The organism is Pseudomonas graminis, assembly GCF_004364335.1.
In the GTDB taxonomy this organism is placed as follows: domain Bacteria; phylum Pseudomonadota; class Gammaproteobacteria; order Pseudomonadales; family Pseudomonadaceae; genus Aquipseudomonas; species Aquipseudomonas graminis_D.
The window spans coordinates 92583-113168 of the sequence record NZ_SOCR01000009.1 but is presented as its reverse complement, the minus strand read 5'-3'; the positions used below and the strand labels follow the sequence as shown (position 1 = coordinate 113168).

Here is a 20586-nt window from a genome sequence, read left to right as displayed (position 1 = left end):
GCTTGTGACAAGTGCACCCGTTATAAAGGCTCCGATTTATTCCGTAAAAGAACTGAATCCCATATTTTTATAACCGTTAGCGATATGTCCGGTTTGTACGGATCCGAGGACTGGATGCGAATGCTTGGGTGGTGAAGAACCCTGTAGGAGCGCGCTTTGTGGGACCGGCTTTAGCCGGGAAGGCGTTGGGCGTCACGCCGGAGGATTGAGGGTCTTTACACAGGCCTCTTCCCGGCTGAAGCCGGTCCCACTAAAAAGCACCGGGCAAAAAAACAGGCGCCGAAGCGCCTGAAAGAGAGTACGGGAGACTCTTCGAAATCAGAAAATCTGGGTGAACAGCCAGTACAGGCTGCCCGACAACAGGATCGCGGCAGGCAGGGTCAGCACCCATGCCATCGCCAGATTGCGCAGGGTGCGCATCTGCAGGCCGGAGCCGTTGGCGACCATGGCGCCGGCCACCCCCGAGGACAGCACGTGGGTGGTCGACACCGGCAATCCATACATGTCCGCTGCGCCAATGGTCAGCATCGCGACGACTTCGGCCGATGCGCCCTGGGCGTAGGTCAGGTGGGTCTTGCCAATTTTTTCACCGACGGTGATCACGATCCGCTTCCAGCCCACCATGGTGCCCAGGCCCAGCGCGATGGCGACTGCCACCTTGACCCACAGCGGAATGAAGCGTGTGGCGGTATCAATCTGCTGCTTGAACGTGTCGACCTTGGCCTGGGTGTCGGCGTCGAAGTTGCCGACCTTGTTCTTGTCCATCACGCGGATGGCTTCGGAGGTCAGGTACATGTCGTTCCGCACGTTGGCGGTGGCCTCGGCCGGTACCTTCGCCAGCGACCCGTAACTGGCAACCTGATCGCCGATCTTGCCGGCCATTACCGCCAGCGCCGGCACCAGCTCAGGGGTGGCCTGCTTGTCGCGGATGTAAACGGACAGTGTCTGGCGGGAATCGGCCGGCGCGGGCAGCGGCGCCGCTTTGGTCAGGGCCTGCTGGGTGACCTGGGCGACTGCGGCGAACTGCACCGACTGATCGGCCGGCATGGCGCGGTTCAACGCATAGGCCATCGGCAGCGTACCCACCAGAATCAGCATGATCAGGCCCATGCCTTTCTGGCCATCGTTCGAGCCGTGGGCGAAAGACACGCCGGTGCAGGTCAGGATCAACAGGCCGCGAATCCAGATCGGCGGTGGCTTATTGCCTTCCGGGGCTTTGTACAGCGCGCGGTTCTTCACGAACATGCGCAGCGCCATCAGCAACAACGCGGCGCAGGTGAAACCCACCAGCGGCGAGAGCAGCAGCGAATAACCGACTTTGGTCGCCTGGGACCAGTCGACACCGCTGGTGCCGTCGCGGCCGTGCATCAATGCGTTGGCGATACCGACGCCGATGATCGAGCCGATCAGCGTATGGGAAGACGACGCCGGCAGACCCAGCCACCAGGTGCCGAGGTTCCACAGGATTGCCGCGATCAGCAGGGCGAAGATCATCGCGTAGCCCGCCGACGAGCCAACCTGCAGGATCAGCTCGACCGGCAGCAGGGCAATGATGCCGAACGCCACCGCACCGCTGGAAAACAGCACACCCAGGAAGTTGAACGCTCCCGACCAGACCACGGCAAAGTTCGGCGGCAGTGAGTGGGTGTAGATAACGGTGGCGACAGCGTTGGCGGTGTCATGAAAACCGTTGACGAACTCAAAGCCCAGCGCGATGACCAGCGCCACGCCCAGCAGAATGAACGGCGTCCAGGTCAGCACGACGGTGCCCAGGTCGTCCATGTCCTGCTTCAGGCTGTAGCCGGTGTAAAACAGGCCCAGTACCAGCACGACGCAGAAGACCACCATCGTCATCACGCCAGGCTTGCGGCCGAATTGAGCACTCAGTCCGGGTCCCTGGTTCAGAGGGCGTTGAGCCAGTGTGGGGGTTGCCATGGGTCGCGATCCTGTTGAGGGGGGATGGCAGACATGATCATTTCAAAATGTGACAAAAATGCGACATGGATCACGAAATGCCCGGCGGCTGCAGCGGTCTGTCCGATTTTTGTTGGACGTGTTTGTGTGGGCTCGCGCTGCGAGTTGAGACATCGATATCAATTAAATCGCTATTGCATCAATCGCAAAAGAATATAACCGTTTGTCGACCCTGTCCCATTATCGGAGGCGGTTAATTAACGTTGCCACTGCTGTAGAAGATATGGGGTTATCTGATTTTTATCTGCAATGGACTGATGACATGGACGTTATAAACGCTACAAGGCTGGAGAGTTCTGAGTTTCATTACTTGGCTGCAATCGGTCTGGATGCTGAGTTGTCCAAGGTGTCGCCCGTGAAATGACGATAATACCGAACCACCGTTCAGTTAAAAATAAAACAGCCTGCAGCGCGACGCCTGCGCCGGTGTACTGCAATCCTTGCGCAGTTATTAATGATCATGGTCTTCGCTCTAACCGTTATCGAGAAGTGAGTTGCCGATCATCCATGGAATACAAAGGAGGTGCATATGATAACCGATACGACTGGATAAACCTAAGGCTTGACATTAACCTCTGAAGATCAATATATATTAAGGAATACAATTATGAGCGCAGATGATAAACGGCCGCGTATGAATTGGCCGCACTTAACCAGTACGGCCACTCATGGGAAGATTTCGCTGAAGCAACCGATCGAGATGATTATGTACGGGCGCTATGACGATGTTCATCACTATATCTTTTGGCTTGTCAATGAAGCTGGCGAGACCTGTTCAGACCCCGTGCTGCGAATAGCCTTTAAAGTCGAGGACAAACTTTGGCAAACCTTCCTCTCTAATAAGCAAGTATTTAACGGCAAAGCCTCTTCAGGTGACACGGTGACCGTAATGTTTAACGGTTCGGCCTCAGGGGATCAATACTCTCATGAGGGTCAGAAGTACGTAATTGAGTAAGGATCACCTCAACAAACCACCCACGTGGCTATTCGGCCTCATGTGTTGCTCAGGAACGACCTGACTTCCCGGCTCTTGCATAACTGAGCCGAGTCGTCAGTGTGATCTCGCCTCGCGCCACTCAATCATTCCAGCTCCTGGAAACGACCAGCACCGGCAGTTAGGGTGTATTCACGGAGGATCGGCTTTTCTAATTGGCTATTGAGGACATCGCGAATCGTTATAACCATTCGTCCATGATGAAGGTGAATTGCAGTCTGAGTAGGCTAACGTGTCATTGAGGCACGGTCCTCACTCAACTATCAATGATGTCACTCGCTAAGGAATGCAATCATGGCCGATACTGATAAAACCCAAATCCTTTATGATCATCCCTCCGTGAAAGGTAAAACCCCGGGGGCTACTATCAAAAAGACTGATCATTTTTTTGTTCAGGTATTTACGAAGCAGATTCAAATACACAGGTATCTTCTTTGTCTGCTTCGAGCGAATGGGGGGGCTGCCACAACCTCCCCAGCACTCATTGAGGGACCGCCCTCGCACGATCCGTTGGAACCGCTGCTGTCCGATGAAGTCCAGTTGGAAGCTGATCTCAGATCTGGCGAAGAAGTCACCGCGTATTTCCTTTATATTTTGAATGGCAAAGAGGCTATGGACGCCTCAGAGGTAAACGCGCTTCAGACTGAATTCAAGAAACATGTCCAAGAGGGTGGAAGCGTGAAGGACTTTGCAAAGGGGTCAGTGCACGAGGGGGATAAATATCGCGTAGGGGAATAATTATCCTCAGGTCTGGCCGACGTTCATACTGATTGAGGCGTCATGCTCATCACTACTCTGTATCTGGTATGCGCCGCTAACTTGACTCTGGCCTCCTAATCGTCCGGCTTGGTAGACACCTCTCTCAAGCCGGGTGATCAGGTTCTTCAACGATATCCTTTCAATAATCACGGCTCTTACGAAACGCCCAACGGTCGGCGATAAACGTAAAGGTCGCTACCCGCCGCATCGGAACGCTTGGGGGCATTGGGTAGTTGTTTTTACTCGATATCGGTCGCAAACAAGGGGAGGGCCATGGCGCTGTTCAGTCTGGGTAGAGCGTTTCGCTATAAATGCCATTGCGAGAGAGTCTAACCGTTCACGAATACTCGAATAGGTTAAGTTTAACGGGCAGTGAACTTCCAATGGGGTTGCAAGCCGACGCTCATTTGGGCTAATTCACTCAGAAAAGTTTAATTGCTCTTTGAGGGCGTCCTGAAGGGGATGAACTCATGATGGAACCTGGTGCGCTGTTCAATCCAGGGAAGCGGCCCGCTGGTGCATCTGGCTGAGCGCGCAGCTCACGGATGTTGGTCGCCTGATAGGTGTAACGAAAACGAGAATCGCTGTTTAGTTCCCACATCGCTTACTTGTTCTGATGGCTATAAAGGAATATTAATCATGATTGATCGCAAAGCAATTAAAGTCTCTAATCCTTATGTCGAGGGTTTTCAAAGTGCGACTGAGATAGGTCTGAATCAAGAGTTTACTATCGTCATTGACGGAGACGAGCTGACGGCGCGTAAGTGCTACCTCTCTGTCCTGCAGTACATCGGCTCCGGTACTTGGCAAGTCGTTAGCGAGAACGCTCATGAGCTACCGATAACCATTGAACCTGATGAAAAGGGTCGTGATGGAAAAGCACTATGGACGGTAACGCACAAGACCCGTTTCATTTCTGAGTTGAATTTGCAAGTTGGGGAGACAGTACAGGTCTATGCAGAAGTATTCCTAGCTGGTGGTATTGGCTATCGATTTTCTGGAAGAGAGTACACGCTGATTTCTGGCCCTAACCGCTAGTTTGCCTCCGGTCTGATAACTGCCCGGCTTGGCGGATACATCGTCAAGCCGGGTCAATTGGGTTCTTCAACGATATCCCCTCAATACTCCCGACTTTTCCGAAATGCCCAGCGGCCGGCGATAAAGGTAAAGGTCGCTACCAGCGCCACTAGCACCCAGAACCCATGGGGATCACTGGCCAGTGGAATGCCCCCGACATTCATCCCGAAAAAACCAGCCACGATATTAATGGGCAGCGCCAGCACCGTGACCACCGTCAGGGTGAACAGTGTGCGGCTGCTTTGTTCGTTGAGGTTGGCGGCGATTTCTTCCTGCAGCAGTTTGATCCGTTCGCCGAGGGCGGTGAGGTCGCTGATCACCAGCGCGGACTCTTCGGTGGATTGCCGCAGCTCTTGCAAGTCGTCTTCCAGCAGCCATTGCGGCGGTCGGTGCAGCAGGCGCATCAGCGAGCCGGGCTCCAGGGCCAGTAGCCGTTGCAGGCGTACCAGCACCCGACGCATGGCGCCCAGTTCCGAGCGGTTGTTGCTCAGGCGTTGCGAGAGGAGTTGGTCTTCGATTTTATCGACGCTGAGGCTGGTCTTGCGCATGAACTGGCTCAGCACGTCGCTTTGGTCGCGCAGCAGGTGGGCAAGCAATTCGAGCGGGGAGCGGAAGGTTTCGCCCTGTTTGACCGAGGAGCGCAACCGGTCCACCGAGCGCAACGGTTGATGACGCGCGGAGATCATCAGGTTACTGCGCACACAGACCCACAAGGTGGCGATGTCGGTGGAGACGCGGTTGAAGTCAAATACCACGTCGTTGACCACCGCGAGCAGGGCAGAGTCGACGTGTTCAATGCGCGTGGAGCGCGACCCTTCGTGCAGGGCTTCGAGAAACTCGTCGGGCAAGTCGAGGTTGGTCTTCAGCCAGCGTTCGCAACCGGCGTGGGCCAGGTTCAGGTGCAGCCAGACGAACTCGTCGGGCGCGGTTGGCTGGCGCAGGCATTCCAGCGCGGCCGTCGAATCCAGCTCGCGACCAGGATCGCCGGGACGAAAACGGTAGCCGTAAAGCAAGCCAAACAGATCGGAATCCAGATGATGGGCGATGCGTTGATTCATGAAGGCTCGCAGACGGAAAGTGCCCCGCAGGGCACGAGATCGAAAGCGGCATCATCGCAAGGGGTTTTGACAGTTTTGTGACGGTTTGTGAAGGAGGCGATGGCGCCGATGATGTAGGAGCGTGGCTTGTCCCGCGATCGGCGACGAAGTCGTCGTCAACCCAGAAGCCGCACTGTGTGAAGCAGGCACAGTTACAGCCATTTACGACGGGTTCCCCGCCGATCGCGGGACAAGCCACGCTCCTACAGGTGACAGCTAGACCATGGACAACCGCGTCTTGCGCAGCGGCGCCGGCCATGAGGAGTCAATCAACAATTCATCCTCGATCGACAGTTCGATATCCACCGCGGCGGCGTTCAATTCCAGGTGATGGGGCGTGACGGCCTTGGGAATGGCGATTACGCCGTCCTGCCGCAGCACCCACGCCAGGCTGATCTGCGCCGGGGTGGCGTCGTGGCGTTCGGCGACTTCAAGGATGGCAGGGTTCATCAACAGATTGCCCGCCTGGCCAATCGGGCAGTACGCCATCAACGGCATCCGCGCGGTTTGCATCCAGGGCAGCAAGTCGTACTCGATGCCCCGTTCTTCCGGGTTGTACAGGACCTGGTTGGTGGCACACCCGCCGCCAAGGCCCAGCGCGTCAAGCTCAAGCAGGTCAGACACGTCGAAATTCGACACGCCCCAGCGGCCGATCTTGCCCGCCTCACGCAGACGCTCGAAGGCTTCGACGGTTTCTTCCAGCGGGTACTGACCGGGCCAGTGGAGCAGATACAGATCGATATAGTCGGTCTTCATGCGTTTCAGACTGCGCTCGCACGCCGCCGGAATGCCCGCGCGGCTGGCGTTGTGCGGGTAGACCTTGCTCACCAGCATGACCTCGTCGCGACGCCCGGCGATTGCCTCGCCGACCACTTGCTCGGCGCCGCCCTCGCCGTACATTTCGGCGGTATCGATCAGCATCAGGCCCAGGTCGATACCCAGTTGCAACGCCGAGACTTCCGCCTCGAACTGATGGCGATCCTCACCCATGTGCCAGGTGCCCTGACCGATGACGGGGACGGTTTTGTCTGCCAGTTCAAGCGTGCGCATCGGGGGTGCCTCCGGGCGTATAGGACTCAGTGATTAAGAGTCAGGCAGTACGGGGCGGCAGGGGTTCAATCTCAAGCGAGTGCGTGGTGGGTGAGCGGGATCGCATGCCCATTGCAGGACCGGCTTCAGCCGGGAAGAGGCCAGTAGGAGCACCATCAATTTTGCAGCGTGACGACTGCGCATTCTCGGCTGAAGCCGGTCCCCACAAAGAGTGCGCGCCAATCAGCGAGAACTTACTTATGCCCGTTGTCCCAACCCCCGCCCAGCGCCAGGAACAGGTCGATCTGTCCCATCGCCACCTGGGTGTTGGCCGCCGCCAGTTGCGCGGTGATGTCGGTGTAGGTGCGGGTGGCTTGCAGGTCGGCGAGGAAGGATTCGCGGCCGGCCAGGAAGAACCGGTGGGTCTGGTCCGCCGCCTGGCGCGCGGACTCTTCGGTCTCAACCAGCGCATCGCGGCGTTCCAGCAACGCGGTGTACTGCGACAGCCCGGTCTGGGCTTCGCGGATGGCGTTGAGCACCACGCCATCGAACCGCGCCAGCGCTACTTGATTCGACGCTTCGGCGATATGAATCCGCGCCCGGGCGCCATTGGACGGGATGGTCCAATTGATCACCCCGCCAAAGCCCCAGCGATTGGTCGACGGATCGCCCAGTTCGTCCAGAATCCCCACCGTGCCCACCGTCGCGCCGATGCTGATGTCCGGATACAACTCGCCCGTCGCCACACCAATGGCCGCTGTCGACATGGCCAGGCGGCGTTCGGCCTGGCGCACATCGGGGCGACGTTTGAGCAGCGCGGCGCCATCGCCCACCGGCATGACCTGCGCGATATGGGGCAGCTCCGCGCATTCCGCCACGCCCCGAGGCAGCTGATTGAGCGGACGGGCGAGGAGCATCGACAGGCGATACAGCGCCGACTTCTGCGCCGCTTCGTAGCGCGGCAAATCGGCACGCAACGACCGGAACTGGGTTTGCGAGCGCGTCACCTGGGTTTCGTCGCCACGGCCTGCGTCGCGCAGGCGTTGGGTCAGGCTCAGGCTCTGTTTTTGCAGGTCCAGGGAGTGCAGGGCGATGTTGCGTTCTTCGTTGGCGGCACACACCTGGGTGTACGCGCGAACCACGTCGGCCACCAAGGTGATGCGCGCCGTGTCGGCCGCAGCCTGGGTCGCGTCGGCGTTGGCCTGGGCCGCTTCAATGCCGCGCTGCAGCACACCGAACAGATCGAACTGGTAGGAGGTGGTCAGGCCGACATCACCGACATTGGACACCGGCACTTTTTCCGGCAGCAAATAGGCCTGCCCGGCTTCCTGCAAGCGTTGCGCCCCGGCCTTGGCGGTGCCGCTCCAGCCACCGGCTGCGTCTGCCTCGCTCATCTGAAAGCGCGCCCGTTGCAGGTTCGCCGCAGCGACGCGCAGGTCGGTGCTCGACACCAGCGCCTGACCCACGAGTTCGTCGAGTTTCGGGTCGTGATACAGGCGCCACCAGTCAGCCGGCACGGGCGCCGACACCACATTGGTCGACGAACCCGCCAGCTCGCCTTGCAGATCGGGGCGATTGACGGCGGCTTCATCGGGCAGCTTGTAGTCCGGGCCAACCACGGTGCAAGCCGACAGCAGCAAGCCCATGCCCACGGTCAGCAGGCGTGCGCGGTGTTTCATTTCGGCGCTCCTGGCTGGACGGGCTGCTCATTTCCCTGAGCATCTGTGCGCGCGTCATCAATGATCGACACCGTCGCCGTCCGCCCGGCAATCATGCGGAAGTCCGCCGGCACATCATCAAACGCGATGCGCACCGGAATCCGCTGGGCCAGTCGCACCCAGCTGAAGGCCGGGTTCACGTTGGGCAGCAGGTTCGAGCCGCTGCTGCGATCGCGGTCTTCGATGGCTGCGACGATGCTCACCACATGGCCGCGCAGGCGGGCGTTGTCGCCGATCACGCGGATGTCGACGCCGGAGCCGATGTGAATCCCGTCCAGTTTGGTTTCTTCAAAATAGCCGTCGATGTGGAACGAGTTGCTGTCCACTACCGACAGCACCGGATGTCCGGCGCTGACGAATTCGCGGTCGCGGGGCGCGCGGTCGTTGAGGTAGCCGTCCACCGGGCTGCGGATCACCGAGCGGTCCAGGTTCAGTTGCGCCGAATCGACCGCCACTTGAGCTTCGTTCAGTGCCGACAGCGCGCGGGCTTCTTTGGACTGGCTTTCTTCCAGTTGCTCGCGCGCCACGAGGTTGCCGAGGCTGCGGTTACGGCGGTTCTCGCGCTGGGCCTGTTCCCAGGTTTCCTTGCGCTCGGCGACTGTGGCTTGGGCCTGGCGCAAGGCGAGGCGGAAACGGTCCTGGTCGATGGTGAACAGCAGCTGGCCTTTTTTGACCGGTTGGTTGTCGCTCACCGCAACCTTCTCGATCAGCCCCGAAACGTCCGGCGCGATCTGGATCACGTCGGCGCGGATGTGCCCGTCACGGGTCCACGGCGCGTACATGTAATACATCACCATGCGCCAGACGACGATCGCGGCGAGGGTGACAACCAGCAGGGTCAGGACCACGCGGCCCAGCGTCAGTAGAGGTTTTTTCATTTCATCAGGTATCGACTTAGGGTATCCACGACGCCGAGCAGCAGAGCGTATAGACCGACGTTGAACAAAGCCCGGTGCCAGACCAGGCGGTAGAAGCGGGCGCGCGTCAGCACGGCGTGCACCACCAGAAAAATCAGGTAAGCGATGCCCATCAGCACCAGAAAGGTCGGCAGGAAAATCCCGCTGATGTCCACATCACCGATCATAACGGCGCTCCATCGATGCCATAGGGCGGTTGTTCTTCCTGCTCGGCGAGCACATCGACGATCTCCACGCCCGGCAGCAGCGCGAGGCGCAAGCCACTGAGGGCGTGCAGCAGATTCATCCGCGCGTCGTCGTCGCCCACGCCGTTGAAGGTCAGGGCGCGGCGGGCGCGGTCCATGGTCATCAACAGACCTTTAGGGGCGGGCAAACGCTCCCGGGCTTTCAGGCAGTCGTGGAAATGCGCGCCAACCTCGCTCGCGACCTGGCGCACCAACTGCCGGGGCGCCGTGTCGACCCGCGGCATGTACGCCAGCAAATCCAGCATGTTCAAGGCGACGCGCACTTCGCGCAGTGCACTGGTGGAATCCTGCGCGGTGATCGCCAGGCGCGGCAGGTGCTGCATCAAGCGATCGAGCATGCGCACGGCCATGTGCCGGTGCTCGGCCAGGCTGGCTTCTTCGCTGAGGGAGACAATGTCGCGCCAGCTGAAACGGGTCAGGCGCTTGGCTGCCACCTCGGTGCCGAACGGCCTGACGATCAGCGTCCAGACGAAGGCGAATGCCAGACCCGCCGGCCCAGCCAGGTTGGAATTGACGAAGTTGACGAAGTCGGCGTCGTAGGCGCTCTGGATGCTGATGAAGGACGACGTGTTGACGATGGTCAGCAGCGTGCCGAGGTAGAACTTCGGCTGCACGGTCAGGGTGCCGACGCAGATAAACGGCACCGAAAACGCCAGCACCAGCATCGGGAAGTCGTGCAGGTTGGGCAGCACCACGAACAGATAGAGGCTGGCGAAGATCACCGACATCATGGTCCAGAAAAAGAAGCGGTAGATCTGCGGCGCCGGGTCGTCCATCGCCGCAAAGAAGCTGCACGACACCGCCGCCAGCGCTACCGCACTGGCGCCGTCCTGCCAGCCCAGCAAGATCCACAGCACCGAGGCGACGATGATGGCGCTGACCGAGGTCGCCACGGAATACAGCATCATGCCCCGATCGAGGAAGGGCGACAGTCGCCCCAGCCGCCAGTGGCGATATACCGCGCGCCATGACGAGTGATCGTCGGTTTCGATGGCGTGTTGCAGGCTGCGGCAGTCCTGCCACAGGTCGATCCATTCGCGCAGCCGATAGAGCGCGTTCGACAGCAACAGTTGCCGGCGATCGTCGATCTGCGCAGGCGTAGGTTGCAGGCGGTCGAGCTCGGCGTGCAGCGCCTTCCAGTACTTGATCGGCGCGCCTTCGGCGGTCTGCTCGACCCAGTCGCGGCACTCGATCAACAGCGGGGCGAGGTCGGCGACGTGCTCGGGCGAACGTCGCTCCAGCGCCCAAAGCGCGTCGTCCAGGGCATCGATGACCGGCAACAGATGAATCATCCGCCCGCGCAGTTCCTTGGCGTTGCGCACGGTCTGGCGATGGGCGCCTTCGTGGGGCAACTGGCCGATCATCAGCTCCAGGCTGTTAAAGGTGCCGACCATGGCCGTGCGCAGGCCGCCGACCGCGTCCGGCGTGGCGCTGCGGGAGAGGAACAGGTCGCTGTAGGCCGAGGCGTCCTTGAACCACTTGCCCATGGCATCGACCAGCACCGGCGCCAGCCGACGTGGCCAGAACATTGCGCCGACCACGGCGGCGCAGACGATGCCGAGGAAAATCTCTTCGGTACGCGAGACGGCGATGTCGAACACCGCCTGGGGGTTGTCGACCACGGGGAAGGAAATCAGCGGCATGGTGTAACCCGCCAGCATCAGCGCGTAGCTGTTGGCGGTGCGCAGGTGCAGGGACAGGAAGAGCAGGGTGCCGGTCCACAGCGCGATGACCACCGCCAGCAAAAACGGCGTCTGCACGAACATCGGCACCAGCACCACCGAGGCGGCGGCGCCGAGCAAGGTGCCGGCCGCGCGGTACAGCGCCTTTGAGCTGGTCGGCGCCACGAACGGGCTGGAGACGATGTAGACCGTCGCCATCGCCCAGTAGGGGCGTGGCAGTTCCATCATCAGCGCGATGTACAGCGCCAGCATTGAGGCCGCGAACGTGCGCACGCCGTAGAACCAGTCGCGTCCCGGCGGTACACCGTCGAAAAAGCCTTTGAACAGGCCGCTCAAGAGGACGACTCCGGCGCCATCGGCGTGGCCTGGGCAATGGCGTTGAACACTCGCAGGGTCGCTTCCAGATCTGCCGGGTCGACGTGACTGAAAATGTCGCGGCGCAGGCGGATCAGCTCCTCCTCGATGGAATTGGCCAACGCCCGACCCTCGTCGGTCAGGCTCAAGGCCTTGGCGCGGCGGTCGGTGGGGTCTTCGGTGCGCTGCACCAGCCCGGCTTTGCACAGCTGATCGAGCAGGCGCACCAGTGACGGGCTTTCCAGCCCGCAGGCCTGGGCCACCGTTACCTGACGCACGCCTTCACCCAGGCGCGCGATCATCAGCAACGGGCCGGCGCAGGCTTCGCTTACGCCGACGTTGATCAGCGTGGTCTGGCAGACGCGACGCCACTGCCGGGAGGCCGCGACGACGCCGCCTGTAACGCGCATTTGCAGGGTGTCAGGGTTCATGAAAAGGCCATTGAAACGGTACGTGGGTTTGGTTAGGAGCTGAATGATTAGGCGCTGCATTATTAGGTTGCTAACTAATAATATCTTGTAACACTGTGGTGCCGTCAAATGGAATCTGATTTGGCAGGTCCGGCAGATTGTCGCAGGCGGGCTTGTCTGAATCCGGCCTGAAGGCGAGGGGCGTGCCAAACGCGTCAGCCCCCCAATTAGGACGTTAAACAGTATCGTGCAGGAATTTTCCCATACCGTTTGTCGGGTGCTGCCTCGCTGGCTGAACTAATTTTTTCAGTGCCGTCTAAGCGGTCTCCAAAAAAATGGCGCCAAATTATTAGCCCCCACTCCCCGGTTTACGCTGGCTGGGCAAATCGTGAGGGCAATGGGCCACTTTTATTCGGTAGTGGCATTGTAATGGCGTTGCGCGCGTCTTCCGGCGCCTCGGCGGTTTCTTGACTCCCGGGACGACTAAAGATCAAAGGGTTCAGCCGATAGCAAAGATGACGGGAACGGCAGTGACAGGCCTGTTCCAGACACCTTCTTTGCTGTGCGCATCGCGCACCATGAGTGCACCATGATTGATCTCGCCATCTGGAATCTTTCTGTACCGGTCGGTATCCCCGCCGCCACCATCGATACGCCAAAACTGGTGGCCGGCTACAAGGATGGTTACTTCCGTTCAGGGGACACTCTGTTCTTCTGGGCACCGGTCACCGGGTCAAGGACTGACAACGCGATCTATCCCCGTACCGAATTGCGCGAAACCTACGCCAACGGTGCGGTGCACAACTGGGTCTATTCCCAGGCGGACAATTTCCTGCGCGCGGCGCTGACCGTGGATCAGGTGCCGTCGACGGGCAAGATCGTCATCGGCCAGATCCACTGCTATGGCAGCACCGAGCCACTGATCAAGCTTGAATATCAGTACAAGGAAAAACTCAAGAGCGGCAACATCGTCGTCAAGTTTCGCCTGACGCCGACCTCCGAGCCTGAAGTGATTCAGGTCGCGACCGGCGTGCTGATGAAGGAGCGCTTCACCTACACCATCCACCTCACCGCCGCCGGCAACCTCACGGTCAACGCCCACGAAATGCAATGGGGCACCAAGCTCGACCCGTCGTGGAGCGGCAAACCGCTGTACTTCAAGGCCGGTGTGTACACCCAGGACAACACCGGGTATGCCACCGAAGGCGGGGCGGCGACGTTTTACAAACTGGTGGCGACCCACGACAAGAAGGCGTGAGGTTTTGGGACGTAGCTCTGTAGGAATGTCGGATTGGATCGCTCAGCGTGGCGTGCGCACTCTGTAGGCGCCGGCTTGCTGGCGAACGCGATGTTTCATCAGAAATGTGCGTGACTGATCCACTGCATTCGCTGCCGTCGTAACCTCCGACGTCTCCTACAGGTTATGCGGAGTTCTTGAGAGCCGCTGCCGCTCAACTTATCGGAAACACCAGCCCGAAACAGATCCGCCCCGGCGCAGGCTGGTTGACCGCCACTTCGCCGCCATGCAGCTGCATGATCGCGGCGACGATCGCCAGGCCCAGTCCGTTGGAGTCGGAGCTCTGGTGACGTGAGGCGTCGCCGCGATAGAAGCGGTCGAACAGTTTGCCCAGGGTGGCGTCGTCCAGCGTCGGGCCCTGGTTCTCCACTTCGATGCGGCAGTGCCTGCTGCCCACAACCACTCGAATGTCGATCGCGCTGCCTTCATCGGCGTAGCGAATCGCGTTCGCCACCAGATTGCTCAGCGCCCTGCGCAGCAACAGGGGATCGGCCTCGATCCGCGCGTCGCCTTTGGTGTGCAGGGCGATGTCACGCTCTTCCGCCAGCCCTTCGAAATAGCCCGCGACCCGCTGCAACTCGTCCGCCAGATTCAGGGTCTGGCGGTTCAGGGCGGATTGCGCCTCGTCGGCCCGCGCCAGGAACAGAATGCTTTCGACCATTCGCGAGATGCGCTCCAGCTCCTCCAGATTCGACGCCAGCAACGCCTGGTATTCATCCTCGGTACGCGGTTGCCGCAATGCCACCTGACAATGCCCCATCAACGAACCCACCGGCGTGCGGATTTCATGGGCCAGGTCGGCGGAGAACTGCGTGAGTCGCTGATAGCCATCGGCGAGACGGTCGAGCATCGCGTTGTAGGCCTCACCCAGCTGTTGAAGCTCCACCGGTGTGTCGCGGTTGTCCATGCGGCTGTCCAGCTGCGCCGGGGTGATGGCCGCAGCATGGCTGGCCATCCTGCGCAACGGCCGCAGCCCCCGGCCCAGCAACACATAGCCGAGCAGCGCAGTGACCACAAATGCCAGTGAAACGGCGAGCAGGATGCGATTACGGAAGCCCGCCAGGGTGGCCATCTCCTTGACCGCAATGTGCGCCGCCGTCAGGTGCACAACCTTGCCGCCAGACACCGCCTCGACCGTCGCCGCGCGCATCGGCACTTCGGAATCAAACACCCCTGAATCCAGCATGCCGCTGCGCATGTCGGCCACGCTCAGTGGCATGTTGGCCGGTACCACCGGCATCGACGGCAGCGGCGCGTGCAGCGGGTTGACCATGATCACCGCCGGCTTGCCCGGCTCGGCAATGATGAAAATGTCGTCCTCGCTGTCGAGCATGTTCTCGAACAGCTGCGGGCTGCTTTGCAGCGTGGTCAGGGTCAGGTCGTATTGCAGCAGTTTGCGAAAGTGATCCAGCCGCGCCAGCACCGCATGGTCGCTGCGGGTCATCACCGCGCCCTTCATGGTCTCGTAGAGGTACATGCCGGCACTGGCGACGGCGAGCATGGCCACCACCGAAAACGCCAGGGTCGCGCGCAGGGTCAGGGATGGCTGGCGTCGGGCTCGCATGGCCGCACCTCGCAGACGTAACCGATGCCGCGCACGGTGTGGATGAGTTTGATCGGGTAGGGCGTGTCGACCTTGCTGCGCAGGCGCTTGATGGCCACGTCGACAACGTTGGTGTCGCTGTCGAAATTCATGTCCCAGACCTCCGAAGCGATCTGCGCCCTCGACAACACGTCGCCCTCGCGACGCAGAAACAGATGCAGCAGCGCGAATTCCTTGTTGGTCAGGGTGATGACCTGTTGCTGGCGCGTGACCCGACGGCGCAGCAGGTCCAGGTCCAGATCGGCCAGATGGAAATGATCGGCCTCGCGCACCACCCCGCGACGCAGGATGGTGCGGATGCGCAGGAGCAATTCGGTGAAGGAAAACGGCTTGACCAGGTAATCGTCCGCGCCCAGTTCGAGGCCCCGAATGCGGTCTTGCAACTGATCGCGGGCGGTGAGAAACAGCACCGGCACATCCTGTTTCGCCCGCAGGATTTCGATGATCTGCCAGCCGTCGATGCCCGGCAGCATGACGTCGAGCACCAGCAAATCGTAGCTGTGCTCAAGGGCCATGTGCAGGCCGTCGGTGCCGTGCTGGGTCCAGTCGACTTTGTAACCGGACTCGGTGAGGCCCTTCTTCAGGTACTCGCCGGTCTTGGTGTCGTCTTCGATAAGCAGAATGTGCATCGTCTGTCAGGCTCGCTTCACGTCGTTGGCAGCGTCGCCGGCGTGGGGTGTCGGATGATTCATCAGTGTGGGTCAGTACAGGCGCGCAGGGCTGCAGGCCACGCCGGATGTGGAGTGTAACCAACGGATGGCGCGGGGTCGGTTACATTTTTGTCATTGATTGCCGCCTTGGCCGACACGGTCAGCGACGATGTGCTTGAATGACAAAAATGTAATCGGGCGGTCATTGTCGGGTGCCGGTGGCGGGTACAGGATGGCCGTCATGCAACACACATGACCCTCAGCTTCAACTTTCCCTAACTGCCTGAAGGAATTCACCGATGAAGATGAAGACAGCCCTGACCACCACGTTCGGCATGCTGATGCTCAGCGCCGCCGTCATGGCTTCCGCCGCCGGCATGGCCGCCGGTGACATGCCGGTCGTCAAACCACTGCGCGGGACGGTCGACAGCGTCGACAGCAACACCCTGAATTTCACCACCCGCTCCGGCGCCCATCAAAGCATCGGGCTGACCGACAAGACCGGCATCCGCCTGGTCTCCAAGACTGACATCGCGTCGATCAAGGCGGACAGCTTCATCGGTTCTGCCGCGACTCCACAGGCCGACGGCACGCTGAAAGCCCTGGAAGTGACCGTGTTTGAACCGAGCCTGAAAGGCAGCGGTGAAGGCCATTACGGTTGGGAAAATGCTGACGGCAGCACCGGCACCATGACCAACGGCACCGTCGGCAAGCTGAGCGGCAAGGCCAACGGCCGTACCCTGAGCGTCGGCTACAAAGGCGGCGAGAAGCAGCTGGTCGTGCCGGAAGACGTGCCGATTGCCTACGTGCAGCCGGGCAAGGTCGATGAGCTGGTCAAGGGCGCGAAAATCGTCGTGTTCCCGGGCGAAGACGGCAAGACCGCACGCGGTGTCGCGGTCGGCAAAGACGGCTTCCAGCCGCCGATGTAAGCGGGTTGCGGCGTCTCACGGCGCCGCAGCGCAGTACGTAGGAGCGCGCTTGCCCGCGATGACGGTGGGTCAGGCAATTGATCGGGTGCTGGCAGACCGACTTCGCGAGCAATCGCGCTCCTACAGTTGCTGATGTACCGAATTCATCCGTGATGAGTCTCGCCCCATGAAAAAAACCAGAATTCATCCATGGCCCATCCGCCTGACGCACTGGATCAATGCCTTCGGCATGGTCTGCATGTTCATGAGCGGGTGGGGCATTTACAACGCGTCGCCGCTGTTCAGCTTCTCCTTCCCCCGGGATTTCACCCTGGGCGGCTGGCTGGGCGGCGCGCTGGCGTGGCACTTCGCAGTAATGTGGCTGTTGGTGATCAACGGCCTGATCTACGTGCTGTATGGCCTGCTCAGTCGGCATTTCAAGCGCGACTTTCTGCCGGTCACCCCCACAGCGGTCAAGCGCGACATGCTCGACGCCCTGCGCTTCCGCCTCAAGCACGAGAAGGGCGTCTACAACGCCGTGCAGCGGTTGATGTACTGGCTGGTGCTGGCCGCCGGCGTGTTGATCGTGCTGACGGGGCTGGCGATCTGGAAGCCCATTCAGTTGCAGGAATTGACCGCCGTGTTTGGCGGCTACGACTTCGCCCGGTACGTGCATTTTGCGGCGATGGCGTTCATTGGCGCGTTCGTGGTGGTGCATCTGGTGCTGGTGCTGATGGTGCCGAAAACCTTGATGCCGATGATCACCGGCGGTACGCGTGGCATTGAAAGCGGGAAGGTTGAGCATGATTGAGCCTAAAAAACGCGCCATTGCGCGCATCAAACTGGAGCCGGCCCAGCAGATCCAGCTGGAGAGCCTGCAGCGTCGGCATTTCCTGAAAGGCGGGCTGACCGTGGGCGCGATGGCGATGCTCACCGGTTGCAACCTGCAGGACGGCGATCAGGTGGACAAGGTGCTGTGGAGCATGTCGCGCTGGAACGACCGGGTTCAGGCCTGGCTGTTCAGCGGGCAGAAGCTGGCGCCGACGTTCAGCAAGGATCAGGTCCGTAACCCGTTTCCGTTCAACGCGTTTTACAGCGAGGATGATATTCCGGAGCTGGACACGGCGGACTGGAAGCTGGGCGTTTCGGGGCTGGTGCGGGACAAGGCGCCGTGGACGCTGGAAGGGCTGCGCAAGCTGCCGCAGCGCAGCGATATCACGCGGTTGGTCTGTGTGGAGGGCTGGAGCGCGATCGGGCAGTGGGGCGGTGTGCCGTTGCGGACGTTCCTGGAGCATGTGGGCGCGGACACGACGGCGAAGTTTGTCGGCTTCAAGTGCGCGGATCGGTATTACTCCAGTCTGGACATGCCGACGGCGTTGCATCCGCAGACGTTGCTGGCGCTGGACTTTGCCGAGGTGGCGCTGCCGCCGGAGTATGGTTATCCGTTGCGGGTGAGGGTGCCGACGAAGCTGGGGTTCAAGAATCCGAAGCATATCGTTGAGATTGTGGTGAGCAATGATAATCCCGGGGGGTATTGGGAGGATCAGGGGTACAACTGGTTCAGCGGGATTTGATTCTTTCAAGATCAAGATCTAAAGCGTCGGCCTAACGGCCTCGGGTTTCGCCTTCGGCGAGTTACTTGGAAAAGCACCCCAAGTAACCAAGGGTGCTTGCTCCTGGTTGGGTTCCTCCTTCGTCGGAATACCCTCACTTCGACGACGCTCCGTGGGCCCGCGCCGAACGGACATCCATGTCCTGACGGCGCTCTCGCGGCATCCATGCCGCTCGGCCCACTCCGCGTCGTCTGCGTTCGGCCTGCACCCAAGTCGCGTTCTGCGGTGTCTGGGCTTTTTGCGTATGAAGATCAAGATCAAGATCAAGATCAAGAGCTTCCAGGCTGAAGCCGGTCCTACGTGGGGCGGGTTGTCGCAACGATCGTTGAGCGGTCATCGTCGTACCTGACAGAACGCATTTTTTTCTGTAGGAGCCGGCTTGCTGGCGAACGCGGTGGGTCAGATATCAAGACGCAGCCTGACAACCTGCATTCGCCAGCAAGCCGGCTCCTACGGTGAAATCGCGTTCACTCACTGGGACCGGCTTTAGCCGGGAAGGCGTCGATGGTTACACCGCAAAAGCGATGGTTTCCAGCTACCTTGAAGTCTTATTAGCTGTTTTCGATTATTTGCGACTCACCTGGCCCACGCCACACTATTCTGCGGTACGGCCCGCTCAGCATCTTATTCTCTCTCAGGAATTCAAATACGTCGGCAGGACACCAACCTGGACCCGCGGAAAAGCAAACTCCCGCATCTCGCAACTTTTCAAAAACAGTTATTTTTGAGCTTTGATTAGGTGCGACCAAAGACATCAATTTCTTTGCTTTATCTGGCGCCGGTACGAAACCTAACGCTACGAGTAGGTCAATCACACCATCATCTATGACTTTCACTGCTATTTCTGATGGAGAGGCTTCCACAACATAGGCCGTCGTAGTGTTCTTTATAGTCTTCATTTCACAACCACCGTTGTAATAGTCGGATCGTCACGCCGCAAAACTGATATCGAACAATCCGGCCTCTTCCCGGCTGAAGCCGGTCCCACTGAATGCACGCGGTGTCCTGTAGGACCGGCTTCAGCCGGGAAGCTTTTGATCTGCTTCAGATCTGCTTCAGATCTGCTTTTGATCTTAATACGCAAAAAGCTCAAACACCGCCAAACGCGACTTGGGTGCAGGCTGAACGCAGGTTTCGCGCAGTGGGCCGAGCCGCATGGATGCGGCGAGAGCGCTGTCAGGACATGGATGTCCGTTCGGCGCGGGCCCACGGAGCGAGACCGGAGTGAAGGAACCCGACGAAGTCGGGCCCAACCAGGAGCACGGCCTTTTTGGTTACTTTTTCGGCTGTTGGAAAAAGTGACCCGCCGTAAGGGCGGAACCATAACTTCAGCAAACACAAATAACGGATATACCCCCAATCCTCAACAACAAAAAAGCCCGCCTGCCGATCTCTCGGCAAGCGGGCTCTTGAGTACCTGACGAATCAGTTCAGACCCAATTTCCCGCGCATCTGCGACAGATCTTCAGCCAATGTATTCACCGGACCCGCCAACGCCTTGCGATCCTGCTCCTTCACCTTATCGTAGGTCTCATAGCCACCGTCCTTGGTCTTGTACTTCGCCAGGATCTTGTCCACGGTCGCAAAGTTCTTCTCCACCTTCGCCACGAACGCCTTGTCCGACTGCTCCAACTGCGGCTTGAACAGATCGACGATCTTCTTCGAACCGTCAACGTTGCCCTGGAAATCATACAGATCGGTATGGCTGTAACGATCCTCCTCGCCCGACAGCTTCGTCGCCGCCACTTCTTCCATCAGCGCAGCAGCACCGCCCACGACTTTCTCCGGCGGGAAGGTGATGCCGGCGATGCGCGACTGCAGCTCTTTCACGTCAGCCAACAGCTTGTCCGCGAACACACCCTGATCCTTGGTGGAGTTCTGCGAGAACAACGCATATTCCAGACGGTGGAAGCCGGTGAAATCGTCGGCCTTCACGCCGTTCTCGTGATCGTCCTCACGGGAGTCGATCGACGCGTCCAGGTCGCTGAACAGCTCGGCAATCGGCTCGATCGACTCATAAGACAGACGCGTGGTCGGGAACAGTTTTTTCGCCGTCGCCAGGTCGCCTTTCTTGATCGCGTCGGTGAACTTCTGTGTGTCGGCCGCCAGGGTGTCGACGTTTTCGGTCACGTAGATCTTGTAATCCGAAACCGGCGTGACCAAGTCCAGCGGCGCGGTGGCGGCGAACGCGGACATCGATGTCTGCAACACGCCAAAGGTCAGCAACAAAGCGAGGGGCGACTTTTTCATAGAGCTCTT

The 20586-nt window shown here is 59.9% G+C and carries 19 protein-coding genes; 7 read left to right on the top strand and 12 right to left on the bottom strand.

The annotated features are described in order from the left end of the window. Positions 1 to 318 precede the first annotated feature (318 nt). Complete coding sequence (locus EC919_RS18175; protein ID WP_133775803.1) at positions 319 to 1935, bottom strand: inorganic phosphate transporter; 1617 nt, start codon at positions 1933 to 1935, stop codon at positions 319 to 321. Between the two features lie 646 nt (positions 1936 to 2581). On the opposite strand from EC919_RS18175, the gene EC919_RS18170 reads away from it, so the two are divergent. From EC919_RS18170 to EC919_RS18160, 3 genes are all read left to right on the top strand, one after another. Continuing rightward, entirely contained in the window at positions 2582 to 2929 is a 348-nt protein-coding gene (locus tag EC919_RS18170; protein ID WP_133775802.1) for a hypothetical protein, read from the top strand. Between the two features lie 333 nt (positions 2930 to 3262). Continuing rightward, positions 3263 to 3706, top strand: coding sequence for a hypothetical protein (locus tag EC919_RS18165; RefSeq protein WP_133775801.1), 444 nt, complete (start codon positions 3263 to 3265; stop codon positions 3704 to 3706). Positions 3707 to 4366: 660 nt separating this feature from the next. Continuing rightward, positions 4367 to 4765, top strand: a complete 399-nt coding sequence (locus EC919_RS18160; protein WP_133775800.1) for a hypothetical protein — start codon at positions 4367 to 4369, stop codon at positions 4763 to 4765. Between the two features lie 80 nt (positions 4766 to 4845). Here EC919_RS18160 and EC919_RS18155 read toward each other — a convergent pair whose 3' ends face one another. From EC919_RS18155 to EC919_RS18125, 7 genes are all read right to left on the bottom strand, one after another. Next, entirely contained in the window at positions 4846 to 5862 is a 1017-nt protein-coding gene (locus EC919_RS18155) for a transporter (protein WP_133775799.1), read from the bottom strand. A gap of 255 nt (positions 5863 to 6117) precedes the next feature. Further along, a complete protein-coding gene (locus EC919_RS18150) occupies positions 6118 to 6951 on the bottom strand; it encodes an aldo/keto reductase (protein ID WP_133775798.1) in 834 nt (277 codons plus the stop codon). Positions 6952 to 7184: 233 nt separating this feature from the next. After that, a complete protein-coding gene (locus EC919_RS18145; protein ID WP_133775797.1) occupies positions 7185 to 8609 on the bottom strand; it encodes an efflux transporter outer membrane subunit in 1425 nt (474 codons plus the stop codon). Then, on the bottom strand, positions 8606 to 9526 hold the full coding sequence (locus tag EC919_RS18140) for an efflux RND transporter periplasmic adaptor subunit (RefSeq protein ID WP_133775796.1): 921 nt from the start codon (positions 9524 to 9526) through the stop codon (positions 8606 to 8608). Before EC919_RS18140 ends, EC919_RS18145 begins: the two co-directional genes overlap by 4 nt. Beyond that, a complete protein-coding gene (locus EC919_RS18135) occupies positions 9523 to 9732 on the bottom strand; it encodes a DUF1656 domain-containing protein (protein WP_065988670.1) in 210 nt (69 codons plus the stop codon). Before EC919_RS18135 ends, EC919_RS18140 begins: the two co-directional genes overlap by 4 nt. Continuing rightward, positions 9729 to 11819 carry an FUSC family protein gene (locus tag EC919_RS18130; protein WP_133775969.1) on the bottom strand — a complete coding sequence of 697 codons (2091 nt, stop codon included), beginning with the start codon at positions 11817 to 11819 and terminating at the stop codon, positions 9729 to 9731. The genes EC919_RS18135 and EC919_RS18130 overlap by 4 nt, the downstream gene beginning before the upstream one ends. Positions 11820 to 11824: 5 nt before the next feature. Next, positions 11825 to 12277 carry a MarR family winged helix-turn-helix transcriptional regulator gene (locus tag EC919_RS18125; RefSeq protein ID WP_133775795.1) on the bottom strand — a complete coding sequence of 151 codons (453 nt, stop codon included), beginning with the start codon at positions 12275 to 12277 and terminating at the stop codon, positions 11825 to 11827. A 568-nt stretch (positions 12278 to 12845) separates the two neighbouring features. On the opposite strand from EC919_RS18125, the gene EC919_RS18120 reads away from it, so the two are divergent. Next, positions 12846 to 13514 carry a polysaccharide lyase family 7 protein gene (locus EC919_RS18120; protein ID WP_133775794.1) on the top strand — a complete coding sequence of 223 codons (669 nt, stop codon included), beginning with the start codon at positions 12846 to 12848 and terminating at the stop codon, positions 13512 to 13514. Between the two features lie 193 nt (positions 13515 to 13707). Here the strand turns inward: EC919_RS18120 and EC919_RS18115 are convergent, their stop codons facing one another. Both EC919_RS18115 and EC919_RS18110 read right to left on the bottom strand, forming a co-directional pair. Beyond that, the gene (locus EC919_RS18115) at positions 13708 to 15117 is read right to left on the bottom strand and encodes a heavy metal sensor histidine kinase (RefSeq protein ID WP_133775793.1); all 1410 of its coding nucleotides are present in this window, start codon (positions 15115 to 15117) and stop codon (positions 13708 to 13710) included. Continuing rightward, on the bottom strand, positions 15090 to 15785 hold the full coding sequence (locus EC919_RS18110; protein ID WP_133775792.1) for a heavy metal response regulator transcription factor: 696 nt from the start codon (positions 15783 to 15785) through the stop codon (positions 15090 to 15092). Before EC919_RS18110 ends, EC919_RS18115 begins: the two co-directional genes overlap by 28 nt. A 326-nt stretch (positions 15786 to 16111) precedes the next feature. On the opposite strand from EC919_RS18110, the gene EC919_RS18105 reads away from it, so the two are divergent. From EC919_RS18105 to EC919_RS18095, 3 genes are all read left to right on the top strand, one after another. Further along, on the top strand, positions 16112 to 16735 hold the full coding sequence (locus EC919_RS18105; RefSeq protein ID WP_133775968.1) for a hypothetical protein: 624 nt from the start codon (positions 16112 to 16114) through the stop codon (positions 16733 to 16735). 166 nt (positions 16736 to 16901) lie between these two features. Beyond that, positions 16902 to 17525 carry a cytochrome b/b6 domain-containing protein gene (locus tag EC919_RS18100; RefSeq protein ID WP_133775791.1) on the top strand — a complete coding sequence of 208 codons (624 nt, stop codon included), beginning with the start codon at positions 16902 to 16904 and terminating at the stop codon, positions 17523 to 17525. Beyond that, positions 17518 to 18288: a molybdopterin-dependent oxidoreductase gene (locus EC919_RS18095; protein WP_133775790.1), complete on the top strand. Its 771-nt coding sequence runs from the start codon at positions 17518 to 17520 to the stop codon at positions 18286 to 18288. The genes EC919_RS18100 and EC919_RS18095 overlap by 8 nt, the downstream gene beginning before the upstream one ends. Positions 18289 to 18878: 590 nt before the next feature. Here EC919_RS18095 and EC919_RS18090 read toward each other — a convergent pair. Together EC919_RS18090 and efeO are read right to left on the bottom strand one after the other, a co-directional pair. Then, a complete protein-coding gene (locus EC919_RS18090) occupies positions 18879 to 19226 on the bottom strand; it encodes a hypothetical protein (protein ID WP_133775789.1) in 348 nt (115 codons plus the stop codon). A 526-nt stretch (positions 19227 to 19752) separates the two neighbouring features. Beyond that, positions 19753 to 20577: an iron uptake system protein EfeO gene (gene efeO / locus EC919_RS18085; RefSeq protein ID WP_133775788.1), complete on the bottom strand. Its 825-nt coding sequence runs from the start codon at positions 20575 to 20577 to the stop codon at positions 19753 to 19755. Positions 20578 to 20586: the final 9 nt, after the last annotated feature.